Annotated in this window: 17 protein-coding genes; 14 read left to right on the top strand and 3 right to left on the bottom strand. The window is 66.6% G+C overall.

All coding sequences use genetic code 11. The annotated features are described in order from the left end of the window. Window positions 1-432, bottom strand: coding sequence for a type II secretion system major pseudopilin GspG (gene gspG, locus F9Z44_RS07620; protein ID WP_159604924.1), 432 nt, complete (start codon window positions 430-432; stop codon window positions 1-3). Between the two features lie 193 nt (window positions 433-625). Continuing rightward, window positions 626-1,312, bottom strand: coding sequence for a phosphate regulon transcriptional regulator PhoB (gene phoB / locus F9Z44_RS07615; RefSeq protein WP_159604922.1), 687 nt, complete (start codon window positions 1,310-1,312; stop codon window positions 626-628). A 155-nt stretch (window positions 1,313-1,467) separates the two neighbouring features. Here phoB and pstS point away from each other — a divergent pair, with 155 nt between their 5' ends. The 5 genes from pstS to epsG are packed head-to-tail and all read left to right on the top strand — an operon-like array spanning window position 1,468 to window position 6,633. Next, on the top strand, window positions 1,468-2,505 hold the full coding sequence (gene pstS / locus F9Z44_RS07610; RefSeq protein ID WP_159604920.1) for a phosphate ABC transporter substrate-binding protein PstS: 1,038 nt from the start codon (window positions 1,468-1,470) through the stop codon (window positions 2,503-2,505). A gap of 45 nt (window positions 2,506-2,550) precedes the next feature. Beyond that, entirely contained in the window at window positions 2,551-3,561 is a 1,011-nt protein-coding gene (locus F9Z44_RS07605) for an EpsD family peptidyl-prolyl cis-trans isomerase (protein WP_159604918.1), read from the top strand. An 11-nt stretch (window positions 3,562-3,572) separates the two neighbouring features. Beyond that, window positions 3,573-4,385 carry a polysaccharide export protein EpsE gene (gene epsE, locus F9Z44_RS07600; RefSeq protein ID WP_159604916.1) on the top strand — a complete coding sequence of 271 codons (813 nt, stop codon included), beginning with the start codon at window positions 3,573-3,575 and terminating at the stop codon, window positions 4,383-4,385. Window positions 4,386-4,411: 26 nt separating this feature from the next. Beyond that, window positions 4,412-5,779, top strand: coding sequence for a chain length determinant protein EpsF (epsF, locus tag F9Z44_RS07595; RefSeq protein WP_159604914.1), 1,368 nt, complete (start codon window positions 4,412-4,414; stop codon window positions 5,777-5,779). Further along, the gene (gene epsG / locus F9Z44_RS07590) at window positions 5,776-6,633 is read left to right on the top strand and encodes a chain length determinant protein tyrosine kinase EpsG (protein ID WP_159604912.1); all 858 of its coding nucleotides are present in this window, start codon (window positions 5,776-5,778) and stop codon (window positions 6,631-6,633) included. The genes epsF and epsG overlap by 4 nt, the downstream gene beginning before the upstream one ends. 3 nt (window positions 6,634-6,636) lie before the next feature. On the opposite strand, the gene F9Z44_RS07585 is transcribed toward epsG, so the two are convergent. Next, complete coding sequence (locus tag F9Z44_RS07585) at window positions 6,637-7,047, bottom strand: VanZ family protein (RefSeq protein WP_159604909.1); 411 nt, start codon at window positions 7,045-7,047, stop codon at window positions 6,637-6,639. Between F9Z44_RS07585 and xrtB the strand changes: the two genes are divergently transcribed. The 9 genes from xrtB to F9Z44_RS07540 are packed head-to-tail and all read left to right on the top strand — an operon-like array spanning window position 7,046 to window position 16,879. Further along, window positions 7,046-7,951 carry an exosortase B gene (xrtB, locus tag F9Z44_RS07580; RefSeq protein WP_159604907.1) on the top strand — a complete coding sequence of 302 codons (906 nt, stop codon included), beginning with the start codon at window positions 7,046-7,048 and terminating at the stop codon, window positions 7,949-7,951. The genes F9Z44_RS07585 and xrtB overlap by 2 nt on opposite strands. Window positions 7,952-7,955: 4 nt before the next feature. Continuing rightward, window positions 7,956-8,666 (top strand): exosortase-associated protein EpsI, B-type, encoded by a 711-nt coding sequence (gene epsI, locus F9Z44_RS07575; protein WP_159604905.1) that lies wholly within the window; start codon window positions 7,956-7,958, stop codon window positions 8,664-8,666. Beyond that, on the top strand, window positions 8,663-9,781 hold the full coding sequence (gene gmd / locus F9Z44_RS07570; protein WP_159604903.1) for a GDP-mannose 4,6-dehydratase: 1,119 nt from the start codon (window positions 8,663-8,665) through the stop codon (window positions 9,779-9,781). The genes epsI and gmd overlap by 4 nt, the downstream gene beginning before the upstream one ends. 8 nt (window positions 9,782-9,789) lie before the next feature. Beyond that, window positions 9,790-10,785 carry a GDP-L-fucose synthase family protein gene (locus F9Z44_RS07565; protein ID WP_159604901.1) on the top strand — a complete coding sequence of 332 codons (996 nt, stop codon included), beginning with the start codon at window positions 9,790-9,792 and terminating at the stop codon, window positions 10,783-10,785. Next, window positions 10,782-11,753: an SGNH/GDSL hydrolase family protein gene (locus F9Z44_RS07560; RefSeq protein ID WP_159604899.1), complete on the top strand. Its 972-nt coding sequence runs from the start codon at window positions 10,782-10,784 to the stop codon at window positions 11,751-11,753. The genes F9Z44_RS07565 and F9Z44_RS07560 overlap by 4 nt, the downstream gene beginning before the upstream one ends. Then, window positions 11,750-12,784 carry a CgeB family protein gene (locus F9Z44_RS07555; protein ID WP_159604897.1) on the top strand — a complete coding sequence of 345 codons (1,035 nt, stop codon included), beginning with the start codon at window positions 11,750-11,752 and terminating at the stop codon, window positions 12,782-12,784. Before F9Z44_RS07560 ends, F9Z44_RS07555 begins: the two co-directional genes overlap by 4 nt. Then, window positions 12,781-14,082 (top strand): lipopolysaccharide biosynthesis protein, encoded by a 1,302-nt coding sequence (locus tag F9Z44_RS07550; RefSeq protein WP_159604894.1) that lies wholly within the window; start codon window positions 12,781-12,783, stop codon window positions 14,080-14,082. The genes F9Z44_RS07555 and F9Z44_RS07550 overlap by 4 nt, the downstream gene beginning before the upstream one ends. After that, complete coding sequence (locus F9Z44_RS07545) at window positions 14,079-15,296, top strand: glycosyltransferase family 4 protein (RefSeq protein ID WP_159604892.1); 1,218 nt, start codon at window positions 14,079-14,081, stop codon at window positions 15,294-15,296. Before F9Z44_RS07550 ends, F9Z44_RS07545 begins: the two co-directional genes overlap by 4 nt. Further along, window positions 15,293-16,879 carry a hypothetical protein gene (locus tag F9Z44_RS07540; RefSeq protein WP_159604890.1) on the top strand — a complete coding sequence of 529 codons (1,587 nt, stop codon included), beginning with the start codon at window positions 15,293-15,295 and terminating at the stop codon, window positions 16,877-16,879. The genes F9Z44_RS07545 and F9Z44_RS07540 overlap by 4 nt, the downstream gene beginning before the upstream one ends. Window positions 16,880-16,881 lie beyond the last annotated feature (2 nt).

The raw sequence follows: 16,881 nt of genomic DNA, 5'->3' as shown, positions 1-16,881 counted from the left end.
CTACCAGCTCACCAGGTCTTCGGCTTCGCCGCTGCCACCGGGCTGGCGGTCCTTGCCATAAGACAAGAGGTCGTATTCGCCCTGCTCGCCCGGTGAACGGTAGATGTAGGCCTGGCCCCAGGGATCCAGCGGCACACCCTTCTGGAGATACGGCCCCGACCACTTGCCGGGGTTGGCGGGGCGCTCGTTGAGCACCGCCAGGCCTTCCTCGCTGGTGGGGTAGCGCCCCAGGTCGATCCGGTACTGGTCGAGCGCCTTGCCCAGCGCATCGATCTGGGCACGCGCGGTCTTGACCTCGGACTTTCCGATCTGCGCGAAAAACCGGGGGCCGACAAAGCCCGCCAGCAGGCCGATGATGACCATGACGACCAGCAGTTCGAGCAGCGTGAATCCACGCGATCGCGGGATGCGGCGGACAGGTTTTCGAGGCATGAAGGGAGCTCCGCGACAGTGATGCTTGCAAGGGGCCTTGCGTTCACACGACTTTAGGAAGGCCGTGTGAAGGGCGGGTTACACCGGGACGTTGGGAGGACTGAATTCGTTCATCCAACGCCTTTTTGATCCAAACGGACCATGCGGGGCCGGACCAGCCGCAGCAAAGCCGACACAATCGCCGACCCCGCGATCAGGCAACGGTGAGGCTGTAGCCGCTGCCCCGCACCGTGCGGATCACCTGGTCCAGACCGGCGGGCAACAGCGCATTGCGCAAGCGGCTGATGTGGACATCCACCGTTCGGTCGTCGCCCACGAAGTCGGCGCCCCAGACGTGGTCGAGCAGCTGGCTGCGGCTGTAGACACGGTCGGTGTGCGTGATGAGGAAGTGAAGCAGGCGGAACTCGGTGCTGCCCAGCGCCAGCGGCAAACCCTTCGCGATCACGGTCTTGGCCGCAGGGTCGAGCACCAGCCCGCCGATGCGCACCACCTCCACCGTGACCTGCGGCACCCGGCGGCGCAGGATCACGGACACGCGCGCGATCAACTCGCGCGGCGAGAAGGGCTTGGTGATGTAGTCGTCCGCACCCACCTCCAGGCCGGAGATCTTGTCGCGCTCTTCAATGCGGGCCGACAACAAGATGATGGGAATGTCGCGCGTGCGGGCCTCCGAGCGCAACATGCGCGTCAGCTCCACGCCGCTCATGCCCGGCAGCATCCAGTCCAGCAACAGCAGGTCGGGCAGGGAGCGCTGCATCATCTCGCGCGCCTGTTCGGCGTCTGGTGAACAACGCACGACGTGCCCGGCACGTGTCAGGTTGATGGAGATGAGTTCCTGTATGTGCGGCTCGTCCTCGACGACCAGAATTTGAGCGGCCATGTTCCATCCATCCATCCGTAATTTGCGTTCATCCTAGTGGCGCGCAGTGACGGTTTGATTGCAGTCCCGCGCCCTGTGGACTTGCACCAGTCACACATCTGACGTACTTGCTCCCTAGACTCGCGGTCTTCTCAGTCAACCGGTGTTCGCGTCACATGAAGCTCCTCAACTTCACCAGCCATTGGGTCGCGGCCAGCATGGCCATTTGCTCGCTGAGCGCCATGGCTCAAGACATCACCGGCGCTGGCGCCACCTTCCCCGCACCGGCTTACGCCAAGTGGGCCGATGCCTACAAAAGCACGGCCGAGGTGAAGGTGAACTACCAGGCCATCGGCTCCAGTGGCGGCATCCGGCAGATCGATGGACGCACGGTGGACTTCGGCGCCACCGACGCGCCCTTGAAGGACGACGAGCTCGCGCGCAAGGGTCAGATCCAGTTTCCAACCCTCATCGGCGGTGTGGTGCCGGTGGTGAATCTGCGCGGCATCAACCCCGGCCAGCTTCGCCTCACGGGCGCCATCCTGGGCGACATCTATCTCGGCAAGGTCACCCGCTGGAGCGACCCCGCCATCCAGGCCCTCAACCCCCAGCTCCCGCTGCCCGACACCGCCATCACGCCGGTGTTCCGCTCGGACGGCTCCGGCACCTCGTTCATCTTCACGAACTACCTGAGCAAGGTGAATGCCGACTGGAAAGCGCGCATCGGCGAGGGCACCCAGGTGGGCTGGCCCACAGGCAGCGGTGGCCGGGGCAACGTGGGCGTGGCGGCCATCGTCGCGCGCACGCCCAACGCGATCGGCTACGTGGAGTACGCCTACGTGAAGCAGGCCAAGCTGAACTTCGCGCTGCTGCAAAACGCCTCCGGCGCCTTCGTGGCACCGGGCACCGATGCGTTCCGGGCCGCCAGCACCGGCGTCGACTGGACCACCTCCCACGCGCACATGCTGACCCAGCAACCCGCCGCCGACGCCTGGCCCATCACCGGCGCCACCTTCGTGCTGATGTATGCCAAGCCCGACAACGCGGCCAACGCGGCGCAGACCTTGCGCTTCTTCCACTGGGGGCTGACCAAGGGCGAAGCCATGACTACCGATCTGGGCTACGCGGCCCTGCCCAAGCCCGTCGTGGATTCGATCGAGTCCTTGTGGGCCCGGGTGCGGGACCCCTCGGGCAAGGCCGTTGCCTACAAGTAATTCAGTTCCGCGCCCCGCGCGCCCGTTTTCTTCTTTGAGTTCGACATGAATCACTTCAAACGCACCCCCCTGGTCACGCTGCTGCAAACAACGGCGCTGGCCTTGTCACTCACCGTTGGCCTGAGCGCCTGCGGCAGCCAGGAAGACAGCACCAAGGCCACGCAAGTGGCCGCCAAAGTCGGCTCCAGCGAAATCTCGGTGCACCAGATCAACCAGGTGCTCAGCCGCACGCCGGTGGGCAATGCCTCCAAGGACGAGGTGCAGGCCGCCAGCCGCCAGGTGCTCGAACGCCTGATCGATCAGCAACTGGCGGTGGACCAGGCCACCGAGAGCAAGCTGCACCGCTCGCCCGATGTGGTCGCCCAGCTCGAAGCCGCCCGCCGCGAGGTGCTGGCTCGCGCCTTCCTTCAGCAGCTCACCGCCACCGTGGCCAAGCCCACCGCCGACGAGGTGAAGCAGTACTACGCCGCCAACCCGGCGCTGTTTGCCGAGCGGCGTGTCTTCAACCTGCAGGAAATCCGGGTGCCCAAGGCCACCGGCGTGGTCGGCGACCTGGCCAAACTCGCCGAGCAGGCCCGCCCCATCGAAGAGGTGGCGGGCTTCCTGCGCACGCGCAACATCCAGTTCGGCGGCGGCAGCGCCACCCGCACCGCAGAGCAGATTCCGCTGGAACTGCTGCCCCGCGTGCATGCGCTCAAAGACGGTCAGAGCACCGTGGTCCAGGCGGGCGACAGCGTGACCTTCCTGCGCATCGCTTCTTCGCAGCAGGTGCCGGTGAGCGAGGCCGTGGCCACGCCCGGCATCACCCAGTTTCTGGGCAACCGGCGCAACACGGAGGCCGTCACCAACGAGATCAAGCGCCTGCGCGAGGCCACCACCATCACCTACCTCGGCGACTTCGACCGCGCCGCGGCCAAGCCGGCTGCCGCACCACAAGGGCCGAGCGATGCCGTTGCGGCACCGCCCTCTGCCGTGGTGCCCGAAGGCCAGGGCGACAAGCCCGCCACCAGCCCCGAACAGAGCGCCATCGAACGCGGCCTGCAGGGCCTGAAGTGAGCGCCAAGCCCATGAGCCTGCCTACCCTGCTGCGGTCCCTATTGTTGCTGGCTGCCTCGGCGTTTCTGGCCTTGGGAGCACAGGCGCAGACCGGCCCGGTGGACTACCCGCTGGCCGCTGGCGACACGGTGCGGGTGCAGGTGTTCCAGAACCCCGACCTCACGCTGGAGACCCGCATCACCGAAAGCGGCCTCATCTCGTTTCCCCTGATCGGGTCGATCCGCCTGGGCGGGCTGCCGGTCAGCGCTGCCGAGAAAAAGATCGCCGACGCACTCAAGAGTGGTGGCTTCCTGCAGAACCCGCAAGTCACGCTGCTGCTCACCCAGATCCGCGGGAGCCAGGTGTCGGTGCTGGGTCAGGTGGGGAGGCCGGGCCGGTTTCCGCTGGAGACCGCCAGCACCCGCCTGAGCGACATGCTGGCCAATGCGGGTGGCACCGCACCGAGCGGAGACGACGTGGTGATCGTGAGTGGTCAGCGCGCCGGCAAGCCGTTTCGCAAGCTGGTCGATCTGCCCGCCCTCTTCCTGCGTGAGCGCAGCGACGACGACATCGTGCTGCAGGGCGGCGACGTCATCTACGTGCACCGCGCACCGGTGTTCTATGTCTACGGCGAAGCCCAACGGCCGGGCTCGTTCCGCATCGAACGGTCCATGACCGTCATGCAGGCCCTGGCCCTGGCCGGTGGCCCCACTGCCCGTGGCTCGCGCGACCGACTGCAACTGCACCGCCAGCAGGACGACGGCAGCGTGAAGCTGCTGGCACCCCAGATGAACGACCTGGTGCTGCCCAACGACGTGCTCTACGTGCGCGAGAGCCTCTTCTGAAGTCCGGTGCCCGACACCTCCCCGCCATGACGCCCCAACAACTCCTGATCATCCTGCGCGCGCGCTGGCTCGTGGTGTTCATCACCTTCGTGCTGGTTGCGGCCAGCACCGCCGCCGTGTCCCTGCTCTCCGACAAGCAATACACCGCCACCGCGTCGGTGGTGCTGGACGTCAAGCCCGACCCCGTGAGCGGCACCATGGCCGGCATGGTCGCCACCGGCTACCTGGCCACCCAGGTCGACATCATCAAGAGCGACCGCGTGGCCAAACGCGTGGTGAGCAATCTGCGCATGGACACCAACCTCGCGGTGCAATCGCAGTGGCGCGAAGCCACGGGCGGCCGGGGGCAGCTGGTGGACTGGCTGGCCGGCCTGCTCAAGGGCAACCTGGATGTGAAGCCCTCGCGCGAGAGCAACGTGATCAACATCGAGTACGTGGGCGCCGACCCCGACTTCGCCGCCGCCGTGGCCAACGCATTCGCACAGGCCTATGTGGACGTCAACCTCGAACTGCGGGTGGCCCCCGCGCGCCAGTACGCCGGCTTCTTCGACGAGCAGACCAAGGCCGCGCGAGCGCGCCTGGAGACCGCGCAGAAAGCCCTGTCCGACTTCCAGCAGGCCAACGGCATCACCTCCAACGACGAGCGCGTGGACTTCGAGACCGCCAAGCTCAACGAGACCAGCAGCCAGCTCACCTCCATCCAGGCCGCCACCACCGACAGCCGCAGCAAACGCGCCCGTGCCGACGGCAATACCGTGGCCGAGGTGATGCAGAGCCCCCTGATCAACGGGCTGAAATCCGACATCGCGCGGCTGGAAGCCAGGCTGATCGAAAGCGGCGTGAACCTGGGCAAGAACCACCCGCAGACCCAACGCGCCGAGTCCGAGCTGGCCGCCCTGAAGTCCCAGCTCGAATCTGAAACCCGCCAGATCACCACCGCCATCAACACCACCTACGAGGTGAACCGGCAGCGCGAGTCGCAGCTGCAGTCGGCGCTGGCGGCACAGAAGTCGCGGGTGCTGTTGCTCAACCAGCAGCGTGACGACATCCGCGTGCTGCGTGGCGACATCGAGTCGGCCCAACGCGTGTTCGATTCGGTCAGCCTGCGCGCCTCGCAAAGCAGCCTGGAGAGCCAGACCAACCAGACCAACATCGCGGTGCTCAACCCCGCCGTGGCACCCATGTTTCCGTCGGGCCCCAGGGTCAAGCTCAACATCGCCATCGCCATGTTCCTGGGCGCACTGCTCGGGGTGATGCTGGCCCTGTCGCTGGAGTTCGCCAACCGGCGTGTGCGCTCCACCGACGATCTGCACGAACTGCGCGACGTCATTCTGCTCGGCGCCATCAGCCCGGCCAGCGGCATGATGAAAGCGGCCACCGGAGGCCGTGCATGAACGCGCCCGACCGCATGATTCCCCACGGCACCATCGGCGACCTGCTGGTGGCGCGCGGCGTGCTGCAGCCCGAGCACATCGGCCGCATCATCGATCGCCAGCATGCCCACAACGAGCCCTTCGGCGAGGCGGCCATTGCGCTGAACCTGCTGCAGCGCAGCGATCTGGACGCCGCCCTCTCGACACAGTTCAACTACGGCTACCTGCTCGAAGGCGATACCCACCTCAGCCGCGAGCTGGTCGCGGCCTTCAAGCCGTTTTCAAGAGCAGCCGAAGAAATGCGGGCGCTGCGGGGCCAGATCATGCTGCGCTGGCTCAACGAAGATCGCCGCCGCCGTGTGCTCTGCGTGGTCAGCCAGCGGCCCCGGGATGGCCGCAGCTTCATCGCGGCCAACCTCGCGGTCGTCTTCTCGCAGCAGGGCCAACGCACGCTGCTGATCGACGCCAACCTGCGCCAGCCGCGCCAGGACCAGCTCTTCCACACCGGCCACAGCGCCGGCCTGGCGGGCATCCTCGCCGGGCGCGCCGGGCTGGAGGTGATCGAGGCCGTGCCGGGCCTGCCGGGCCTGCGCGTGCTGCCGGCCGGCGCCACACCGCCCAACCCTCAGGAGCTGGTGGGCATGGCCAGCTTCGGGGAGTTGCTGCAAACGGTGAGCCAGCAGTTTGACGTGGTGCTGATCGACACACCGCCCTGCGAGCAATACGCCGACGCCGAGATCATCTCGGCGCGTGCCGGCGCTGCGCTGGTGGTGGCGCGCAAGAACCGCAGCCCCATGCGCGGTGTGAGCGAACTCGCCCGCAGGTTGCAGGACACCGGCGTGGCCGTGGTCGGCTCCATCCTCAACCACCACTGAGCGTCAATGGCGCTCACCCTCCACATGCGCGGCCACCCACGCCCTGAGCTGCATGCGAACCGCGAGCACGACCGTGCCCAGCGCCGCGCCCACCGCGTCCGCCACCAGGTCGTCGATTTCGGCGGTGCGCCCGGGCAGTCGCATCTGGCTGGCTTCGTCCACCAGGCCCACCAGCACGGCACCCGCAAAGCCGAGCAGCATGGCCGATGGGCCGTGGCGACGACTGGCGAAACCGATGGCGCACGACAGCACCGCGTACACGGCCATGTGGGCCAGCTTGTCCCAGGGTGCCGGCACCAGGCCAACCGCAAAGGGCTGCGCACCACCCAACCACAGCCCCAGCGGAATGCTCAAGGCCAGCAGCACGGCCAGCCAGCGCGCCATGCGCTGAATGCGCCGGAGTGAAAGATCCATGAACACGACAACACCTCTTCCTGATCCGGCCGGCGCCTCGATGGTGACGCGTCTGCTGCCCTACCTGCCGATTATGGTGGGCCTGGCCCTGCTGTACCTGCCCAGCCTGTACGACCTGTTCACCGGTATCTGGGCACAAGACGAGCAGTTCCACGGCCCGATCGTGCTGGCCATTTCGCTGTGGCTGCTGCAGCGCAACTGGGCCCGGATGGAAGAGGCTTCGAAGGGACAACAGCCCAATGCCTGGGGCTGGCCGCTGGTGGCCATCGCCCTGCTGCTGTATGCGCTGGGCCGCTCGCAAGGCATTGGCATTTTCGAAGTCGGCTCCGTGATCTGGCTGCTCGCCGGGCTGTTGCTGCTGCTGCGCGGCACCTCCGCGCTCAAGGCACAGTGGTTCGCCCTGTTCTTCATGCTGTTCATGGTGCCGCTGCCCGCGCAGGTGGTCGATCTGGTGACCATGCCCATGAAGATGGCGGTGTCGTATGTGGCCGAGAACGTGCTGTACCTCGCGGGTTACCCGATCGGACGCAATGGCGTGGTGCTGCAGATCGGCCAATACATGCTGCTGGTGGCCGACGCCTGCGCAGGCCTGCACACGCTGCTCACGCTGGAAGCGCTGGGCCTGCTCTACCTCAACCTCGTGCGGCGCGACTCCGTGTTTCGCAACATCACGCTCGCGGTGCTGATCGTGCCGATCTCGTTCACCGCCAACGTCATCCGCGTCATCGCGCTCAGCCTCATCACCTACCACTTCGGCAACGAAGCGGGCCAGGGCTTCCTGCACGGCTTTGCCGGCATGGTGCTGTTCCTGAGCGCCCTGCTCCTGATCATCAGCTCGGACACCTTGCTGCAGTTCCTGGAGGGCCTGCGCAAGCGCGGCGCCCACCGCCCTTCCAACGCCTGACGCCATGAAACTTCCTCTCAAGCACCTGCTGTTGATGGCGCTCATGGTGGCCTCGGCCGCGCTGGCCGCCGCCATCCGACCCACCGCCAGCCTGGCCGACGAACGCCCCACCATCGACCTCGCGGCCATGGTGCCGAGCCGCTTCGGGGACTGGCGCGAGCAGCTCAACGTGGCCGTGCAGATCGTCGATCCAGAACAGCAGGCCACGATCGACGAGATCTACACACAGACGCTCACCCGCAACTACATCCACGCCGACGGGTACCGCGTGATGCTGTCGATTGCCTATGGCAAGAACCAGAGCGACAACCTGCAACTGCACAAGCCCGAGGTCTGCTACCCGGCCCAGGGCTTCAAGCTGGAGAAGCTGGAGCGTGTGCCGCTGAATTTGCTCGACCAGTCGATCTCCGCCACGCGCATGCAGACCCACCTGGGGCAGCGCTTCGAGCCCGTGACCTACTGGACCGTGGTGGGCGACCACATCACCACCGGCGGCATCGACAAAAAGCTCACCGAGATGCGCTACGGCCTGCGCGGGCGCGTGCCCGACGGCATGCTGGTGCGGGTCTCGTCGATCGACCGCGATCCGGCCAGGGCCCACCGCATCCAGTCCGAGTTCGCCGCGGCCATGGTGGCCGCCATCGCAGCCGAGCACCGTCCCCGATTCGCGGGCGTCAGCCCCACCAGCGGCGTTCGCGCCACCACCGCACCATGAAGAAAAAAATCGCGCTCATCACCGGCATCACGGGCCAGGACGGCTCGTACCTGGCCGAACTGCTGCTGGACAAAGGCTATGAGGTCCACGGCATCAAACGCCGCTCCTCGTCGTTCAACACCGACCGCATCGACCACCTCTACCAGGACCCACACGAGTCCGACCGGCGTCTGGTGCTGCACTACGGCGACCTCACCGACAGCAGCAACCTGATCCGCATCATTGGCCAGGTGAAACCGGACGAGCTCTACAACCTGGGCGCCATGAGCCACGTGGCGGTCAGCTTCGAGAGCCCCGAATACACCGCCGACGTGGACGCCACCGGCACGCTGCGCCTGCTGGAGGCCATCCGGCTGCTCGGCATGCAGAAGACCTGCCGCTTCTACCAGGCCTCCACCAGCGAGCTCTATGGCCTGGTGCAGGAAACGCCGCAAAAAGAGACCACGCCGTTCTACCCGCGCAGCCCCTACGCGGTGGCCAAGCTCTACGCCTACTGGATCACGGTGAACTACCGCGAGGCCTACGGCATGTATGCCTGCAACGGCATCCTGTTCAACCACGAAAGCCCGCAGCGGGGAGAGACCTTCGTCACCCGCAAGATCACGCGGGCCATCTCGCGCATCGCGCTGGGTCTGCAGAAATGCCTGTACCTCGGCAACATGAGCGCGCTGCGTGACTGGGGCCACGCCAAGGACTATGTGGAAATGCAGTGGCTCATGCTGCAGCAGTCCAAGGCTGAAGACTACGTGATCGCCACCGGCGTGCAGTACAGCGTGCGCCAGTTCGTGGAGCTTGCCGCGCTCGAACTCGGCTTCACCCTGGACTGGATCGGCGAAGGCAGCGATGAGGCCGGGGTGGTGTCGGCCGTGCACCGCAAGGACCTGCGCGTGCAGGTGGGCGACGTGGTGGTGCGGGTGGACCCGCGCTACTACCGCCCCACCGAAGTGGAAACCCTGCTGGGCGACGCGAGCAAGGCGCGCACCCAGCTCGGCTGGACGCCCAAAATCACCTTGCCTCAGCTGGTGAGCGAGATGGTGCAGTCCGACTACCGCATGGCCCGGCGCGACGCCATGGTCAAGCTCGCCGGATTTCCGGCCTTCGAGTTCCACGAGTGAGCGCCGACATGCACACCGATGCCCGGATCTTTGTGGCGGGCCACCGCGGCCTGGTGGGCTCAGCCATCGTGCGCCAGCTGCGCGCGGCCGGCTACCACAAGCTGCTGCTGCGCACCCATGCCGAGCTGGACCTGACCGACGGACACGCCACCCGCGAATTCTTTGCGCGTGAGAAGCCCGAGTACGTTTTTCTGGCGGCGGCGCGCGTGGGTGGCATCCTGGCCAACCAGCAGTACCCGGCCGAATTTGTGCGGGACAACCTGCTGATCCAGACCCACGTGATCCACGAGGCCATGCACGCCGGTGTGCAGCGTCTGCTGTTCCTGGGATCGAGCTGCATCTACCCGCGCCTGGCGCCGCAGCCCATGCAGGAAAGTGACCTGCTCACCGGGCCGCTGGAGCCCACCAACCGGCCCTACGCGCTGGCCAAGATCGCAGGCATCGAAATGTGCTGGAGCTACAACCGCCAGCACGGCACCCGCTTCCTGGCGGCCATGCCCACCAACCTGTATGGCCCCGGCGACAACCACGACCTCGACACCAGCCACGTCATCCCGGCGCTGCTGCGCAAGTTTCAGGAGGCCCGGGCAACAGGTCAGCCCAGCGTCACGGTGTGGGGCAGCGGCGAGCCGCGGCGCGAGTTCATGTACAGCGACGACATGGCCGGCGCCTGCGTCTTTCTCATGAACCTGCCCCAGGCCACCTTCGACGCATTGCTCGGCAGTGACGAAGCCGTCTCGGGCCGGTTCGAACCACCGCTCATCAATGTCGGCGTGGGTCAGGACATCAGCATCCGCGAACTGGCCGAGACCGTGCGCGAAATCACCGGCTACCAGGGCGAGATCGTCTTTGACCGCAGCAAACCCGACGGCACACCGCGCAAGCTGATGGATGTGTCCTGCCTCAACGCGCTGGGCTTTCAGGCCAGCGTCTCGCTGCGGGAAGGCCTGCGCCGCTCACTCGCGGACGCACCCTACGCGCAAGCACTGGCGAGCCTGGCATGACCCACCGGCGCCATGGCCCGACGCGCAGCGCGCTGTGGAGTGCGCTGGCGGTGGTGGCTTTGCTGCTGGTGGCCGAAGGGGTGAGCCGTGCATGGTTAGGGCTGGGCACGCCGCCGCTGTACGAGCCCGACGCCGGCTTCGAGTACCGCCTGCGGCCTGATCAGGATGTGCACCGCTTTGGCAACCACGTGATGGTCAATCGCTGGGGCATGCGCTCCCCCGACTTCGAAAACACCAAAGGCAGCGCGGACGAATTTCGGGTCATGGTGTTTGGCGACTCGGTGGTCAACGGCGGCAGCCAGATTGACCAGTCCAATCTCAGCACCTCGCTGCTGCAGACCGCCTTGCAGCGCCACATGAACCGACCAGTGACCGTGGGCAATATCTCGGCCGGCAGCTGGGGCCCGGGCAACTGGCTGGCCTATGCACAACGCTTCGGCTTCTTTGGCGCGGATGTGGTGGTGCTGGTGGTGGGCAGCGGCGACCATGCCGACAACCCGAGCTTCGCACCGCTGGACGCCGATCACCCCACCCAGACGCCGACGCTGGCCCTCCAGGAGGCCATCGAACGCTACCTTCCGCGGTACCTGCCCGAGCCTTTGCGTGGCCTGGTCCGAGCGCCGAGTGCGGATCCGGTACCCCAGACCTCGAAGATGGACGGCGCACGCGGACTCGCCGACCTGAAGCGCTTCCTGCAACTCGCACAGAGCGAGGGCCGAAACGTCGTCGTGATGCACCACCCCGATCGGGAAGAGTTCCTGGGCGGTGGTTACCTCGACGGCCATCAGCAAATCCACGACAGCGTCGAGGAACTGTCGCTGCCCTTCGTCGAGCTGCGCACACCGTATCTGGCGGTGGGGCCGTCCATCTACCGCGACAACGTGCACCACAGCGCACAAGGCCAGCGCACGATGGCCGACGCCATGCTCCTGGCGGTGTTGCCCGCATTGCCCGGAGGCCCGCAGTGAGTGCGCTCGGACACACGGTCCTGTACCTGGGACCCAAGAGCGGGACCTGCCTGGACCGCGCCAACGCCTTGCGCCGCATCGGCTGCCTTGTGGAGCACATCGATCTGCGGGAGCTGCTGCCGTCCACCGTCTGGGTCGACCGCTGGACCTGGCGGGTGGGCGGCCACTGGTTTGAACCGTTGTTGCAACGTGCGCTGCCCGCCCAGCTGCAGCAGCGCCGCTTCGACCTGTGCCATGTCGACGGCGGCGAATGGGTGACGCCGGCGGTGATCAGGCTGCTGCGCCGATTTGCCGGCCGGGTCATCAACTACAACATCGACGACCCCACTGGCCCGCGCGATGGCGCGCGCTTTGCGGCCTACCGCAAGGCGGTGCCGCACTACGACCTGGTGGCGGTGGTGCGCGAGGAGAACAGACCCGAACTCGAGGCCCTGGGCGCCAGGCGGGTGAGGCGTGTGTACCGCAGCGCCGACGAGGTGAGCCACGCGCCGCGCACGCTCACGACGGTGGAGCACCTCACCTGGCGCTCGGAGGTGCTGTTCCTGGGCAGCTGGTTCCCCGAACGCGGCCCCTTCCTGCGCGAGCTGATCGGGTGGGGTGTTCCACTCACCATCCGGGGACCCAACTGGCACAAGGCGCCGGAGTGGGCCGAGCTGAAGGCCCACTGGGCGGGTGGCTCGATTGGTGGCGACGACTACGCCCGCGCCATCCAGTGCGCCAGGGTCAACCTGGGTCTGCTGTCGCTGCAGAACCGCGACCAGCACACCACCCGCTCGCTGGAGATTCCATCGCTCGGCGGCCTGCTGTGTGCACAGCGCACGGCGGAACACCAGGCCTTGTATGCCGAGGGCGAGGAGGCGCTGTACTGGGGTGACGCCGAAGAGTGTGCAGCGGCCTGCCAGCAGGCATTGAACGACGAGAACCGCCGCGCGCGCATCGCCCGGGCAGGTCACGACCGTTTCCTTCGCAACGATCACCGCAACGAGGTGGTGATGCGCTCGCTGATGCATGAAGCCGAGGCCTGCGCATGAGCCGGACCCTGCGCCAGCGTGTGCTTGCCGGCCTGGGTGCTCACTCGGTGGGCATGGCGTTCACCATCGGGATGCAGCTGGTTTCGTTGCCCATCTTCCTGTCGGTCTGGGACGCTGCCACCTACGGCACCTGGCTGGTCGTCGCGGCACTGCCCTCTTACCTCGCCATGGCGGATGTGGGCATGGTCACGTCGGCGGGCAACCGCATGACCATGGCCATGGGCGCGGGCGATACCGCGCTGGCCAACCGCGTCTTCCAGAGCGCACAGGTGTTCATGGCCCTGGTCTGCACGCTGCTGGCCCTGATTGCGCTGCCGTGCATCTGGTGGTCGCCCTGGCCTGCGGCATCCACGGACGATCAGCGCATCGCCCTGATGGCTTTGACTGCGGGCGTGCTGATGGCGCTCATCGGCGGGTTGTCGGAGCAGGTCTTCAAGGCCACCCACCGGTATGCGCAGGGCACGCACCTTGGAAACCTCACCCGACTGGCGGAGTGGGCCGGCTGGATGCTCGGCCTTCTGGCGGTGGGCAGCTTCAGTGCCGTGGCCATCGGGGGGCTGCTGTTTCGCGCCGCCGGCACCTTGATGAGCATGGCGGTGGCCAGCCAGGGCCAACATGGCCTGCGCTGGGGCTCGAACAGCGCCACGCGCTCGACGGTGCGCCAGTTGATCGGCCCTGCCTCGGTCTTCATGGCATTTCCCCTGGCCAACGCCTTGAGCTTCCAGGGCGTGACCCTGATCGTCGGTGCAACGCTGGGGCCGGCCGCCGTGGCCGTTTTCAGCACCTACCGCACGCTGGCCCGCACCGCCGTGCAGGTGACCGCGATGTTCAGCCATTCGTTGTGGCCGGAGTTCTCCAGGCTGTTCGGGCAGCGCGCAATGGCCGAGCTGCGGCAGCTGGCGCAGCGCAGCGCCTGGCTGAGCGCAGCGCAGGTGCTGCTGCTGTGCGCCGGTGTCTACCTCGTGGCACCCTGGCTGCTTCAAGCCTGGACGCATGGAAAGATTCCGTTTGATCCCATGGCGTTCGGCCTGCTGATGCTGTATGCGGCGGTGGCCGGTCTGTGGCATGTGCCGCGCGTGCTGCTGATGTCGACCAACCAGCACGGCTTGCTGGCGGTCTGGGCGGTGCTGGCGGGTGCGTTGTGCGTGGTGCTCTCGGCTTCGTTCGGCCCACCGCTGGGGCTGATGGGTGTGGGGGGCGCCATGTTGCTGAGCGAGCTGCTGGTGGCGCTGGCGTGTGGCGTGCTGGCGCTTCGATCGATTCCTGGCCCGATGCGGCATGAGGTGGTGACGTCATGAAGATTGCCTTGTCGGTGCCGGGAAAGTTCCACACCTTCGACCTGGCCCGTGAACTGCACGCGCACGGCATGCTCGCCGGCGTGCTCACGGCCTACCCCCGGTTCAAGCTGCGCGCCGAGCGGCTGCCCCAGTCGTCAATCCACACCTTCCCCTGGGTTCAGGCGCCCTACATGGCCAACCCCTTCAAGCAACACATGCCCAGACGCTGGGTGCAGGAATGGGAGAACCTGTCGGCCACCACCTTTGCACGCTGGACTGAACATGCCCTGCCGGCGTGCGACGTGTATGTGGGTCTGTCGGGGAGTTCGTTGCGTGCAGGCCGCCTGCAACAGGCGCGCGGTGCAAGCTATGTGTGTGACCGCGGCTCGTCGCACATCCGGGAGCAGGACTCTCTGCTGCGGGAGGAACACCTGGAGTGGGGGCTGCCTTACGAAGGCATGGACCCCAGGGTCATCGCGCGCGAAGAAGCCGAATACGCGCAGGCCGATTGCATCACGGTGCCATCCCGCTTTGTGTTCGACTCGTTCACCCGACGAGGCGTTGCAGAGCAACGTTTGCGCCTGCTGCCGTATGGCGTGAACCTGAGCCGATTCGAACCCGTGGGGGCGCCCCATCCTGAACGGTTTGACGTGCTCTTCGTGGGTGGCATGAGCCTGCGCAAGGGTGTTCAGTACCTTGTCCAGGCGTGGCAGAGGTTCAAGCATCCCGCCAAGTCGCTGACCTTCGTTGGTGCTCCGTCGCCCGAGGTGATTTCACGGCTCCAGGGTGCCCAGCTCTGGCCTGGTGAGGCGCAGGTCCTCGGTCACGTTCCGCAACAGGACCTCAAACGCCTCATGAGCAAGAGCCATGTCGTCGTGCTCCCGAGCATCGAGGAAGGCCTGGCCATGGTCATGGCGCAGGCCATGGCCTGCGGTTGTCCAGTGATCGCCAGCGAAAACACTGGCGCGCGCGATCTGTTCGACGATGGCCAGGAAGGTTTCATCGTTCCGATCCGGGATGCTTCGGCCCTGGCGGAGCGACTGCAGCGACTGGCCGATGAACCCCGGCTGCGCGCAGACATGAGCGTGGCCGCGCTGGCCCGTGTTCAGCGAATGGGGGGGTGGCATGACTACGGCCAACGCGCCGTGGCCATCTACCAGGAGCTGGTCTCCAGGCAGACCAGGCCTCAGTCGCCCGACGCTTGCGCAGCGCCGGGCACAGCGCTGATGTCATGAGCAACAGCCGCTTCATCTTGCTGGGCACGATGGTCCTGGCCCTGCTGGCCCTGCTTGCGCAGATGGTCATCGGCTTCACGTCCGACAACGTGGCATCGGCCTGCATCGTCTTTGCCTCGACGATGGCCACACTGCTGTACCTGCTGTGGACGCCCGCGATCCAGACACATCCGCTGTCCACCTTCGCGGTGTTCGGCTTCTGTGTCACGTCCCAGTTCGGCGCTTTGCTGGGCCAGACCCTCTACTGGACGCCGCTGGCAGACAACCTGCGCCAACCCATCGCCACATTCGCCCTGCTCGCCGCCTTTCAGGTGCTGGCCATGCTGGCCCACACCGGTCACCGCTGGCTGATGCCGCTGCCCAGCCCGGAGCGCGGCTCGCTGCCGCGTCAGCTGCTGCACAAGGCGGGCCTGTACGACACACCCAGCACAGGCGTGCTGTGGTTCATGGGCTATGTGGGGCTGCTGGCGTTCCTGCTGGGCTCGGGCCGCGAGGGCACCTTTGGCAAGGTCATGCAGGGGTTGGCGTTCATCACCTGGGCACCGTTCCTCATCCCCATGTACCTGATCCAGTTCGGCGATGCCTACAGCAGCTTTCGCAGGCAGTGGCCCTACCTGGCGGTGTTCGCCGGCCTGGTGATGCTCCTGGGTCTGGCGGCCAACGCACGGCAGGTGATGCTCTCCGGCTTCGTCACCATTGCGCTGTTTGCCCTGCTGGGCGCCATGCGCAGCAGCGCGAAGGTTTCCGCGGCACGGGTGTTGAAGCTCGGCGCGCTGGGCCTGGTGCTCGCGGGCCTGGCAATACCGCTGACCGACCTCGCCACCGCCATGGTGGTGGCGCGCAAGGTGCGCGGCAACGTGTCGGCGGTGCAGATGGTTCAGGAGACCCTGTATTACTTTCAGCGGCCCGAGGCGCTGGCCGATCAGAACGAAACACAACGCAACGCAACGCTGGGCAAGTACGACGAGTATTACTTCGAGAACCCGCTGCTGGCGCGGCTGGTCGAGACCAAGTTCCACGACAACTCGCTGTACTTCGTTTCCACCTTCACCCAGAGCGATACCGATCTGCTGGCACAGACCACGGTGGATTTTTTCTGGGCCATCCTGCCCGACCCCGTCATCAAGCGCCTGGGCGTGGACATCGACAAGAAGGCCCTGGAGTTCTCCATCGGCGACTACCTCAGCCACCTCAGCCAGGGCGCGCCTCTGGGCAGCCGGCGCACCGGCTCCATGCTGGCGCAGGGTGTGGCGCTGCTGGGCGTCGGGTTTGCCGTGGTCTACATGGCCTTCTGTCTGGTCGCGTTCGCCATGATGGACCTGCTCTCGTTTCGCAACCGCAGCGGACAGGTCGCGCTGTCGGCCGTGGGCATGCTGGCGGTGTGGCGGCTGTTCCAGTACGGCGTCACGTCGGAATCGCTCCAGGCCTGGGTGAGCGGAACGCTGCGCACGATCCCGCAGAACATCGTGCTGTTCCTGCTGGTGGCTGCGGTGGCGCGCGGCCTGGGCATGTTTTTCGGCGGGGGGTCGCGCGCCGGGCGCGCTCCCTTGCAGCGGGCCACCGGCCTTCACACCCCAGGCTGAGC

The organism is Hydrogenophaga sp. PBL-H3 (genome assembly GCF_010104355.1).
GTDB lineage: Bacteria > Pseudomonadota > Gammaproteobacteria > Burkholderiales > Burkholderiaceae_C > Hydrogenophaga.
This window is presented reverse-complemented; position numbering and strand designations above follow the sequence as displayed.

What these genes read in the sequence shown, in the direction of transcription:
- F9Z44_RS07585 (WP_159604909.1), bottom strand. Translation starts at nt 7,047, where the DNA reads ATGGATCTTTCACTCCGGCGCATTCAGCGCATGGCGCGCTGGCTGGCC.
- gmd (WP_159604903.1), top strand. Translation starts at nt 8,663, where the DNA reads ATGAAGAAAAAAATCGCGCTCATCACCGGCATCACGGGCCAGGACGGC.
- xrtB (WP_159604907.1), top strand. Translation starts at nt 7,046, where the DNA reads ATGAACACGACAACACCTCTTCCTGATCCGGCCGGCGCCTCGATGGTG.
- F9Z44_RS07605 (WP_159604918.1), top strand. Translation starts at nt 2,551, where the DNA reads ATGAATCACTTCAAACGCACCCCCCTGGTCACGCTGCTGCAAACAACG.
- F9Z44_RS07565 (WP_159604901.1), top strand. Translation starts at nt 9,790, where the DNA reads ATGCACACCGATGCCCGGATCTTTGTGGCGGGCCACCGCGGCCTGGTG.
- F9Z44_RS07540 (WP_159604890.1), top strand. Translation starts at nt 15,293, where the DNA reads ATGAGCAACAGCCGCTTCATCTTGCTGGGCACGATGGTCCTGGCCCTG.
- F9Z44_RS07560 (WP_159604899.1), top strand. Translation starts at nt 10,782, where the DNA reads ATGACCCACCGGCGCCATGGCCCGACGCGCAGCGCGCTGTGGAGTGCG.
- epsG (WP_159604912.1), top strand. Translation starts at nt 5,776, where the DNA reads ATGAACGCGCCCGACCGCATGATTCCCCACGGCACCATCGGCGACCTG.
- pstS (WP_159604920.1), top strand. Translation starts at nt 1,468, where the DNA reads ATGAAGCTCCTCAACTTCACCAGCCATTGGGTCGCGGCCAGCATGGCC.
- F9Z44_RS07550 (WP_159604894.1), top strand. Translation starts at nt 12,781, where the DNA reads ATGAGCCGGACCCTGCGCCAGCGTGTGCTTGCCGGCCTGGGTGCTCAC.
- phoB (WP_159604922.1), bottom strand. Translation starts at nt 1,312, where the DNA reads ATGGCCGCTCAAATTCTGGTCGTCGAGGACGAGCCGCACATACAGGAA.
- F9Z44_RS07545 (WP_159604892.1), top strand. Translation starts at nt 14,079, where the DNA reads ATGAAGATTGCCTTGTCGGTGCCGGGAAAGTTCCACACCTTCGACCTG.
- epsF (WP_159604914.1), top strand. Translation starts at nt 4,412, where the DNA reads ATGACGCCCCAACAACTCCTGATCATCCTGCGCGCGCGCTGGCTCGTG.
- epsI (WP_159604905.1), top strand. Translation starts at nt 7,956, where the DNA reads ATGAAACTTCCTCTCAAGCACCTGCTGTTGATGGCGCTCATGGTGGCC.
- gspG (WP_159604924.1), bottom strand. Translation starts at nt 432, where the DNA reads ATGCCTCGAAAACCTGTCCGCCGCATCCCGCGATCGCGTGGATTCACG.
- epsE (WP_159604916.1), top strand. Translation starts at nt 3,573, where the DNA reads ATGAGCCTGCCTACCCTGCTGCGGTCCCTATTGTTGCTGGCTGCCTCG.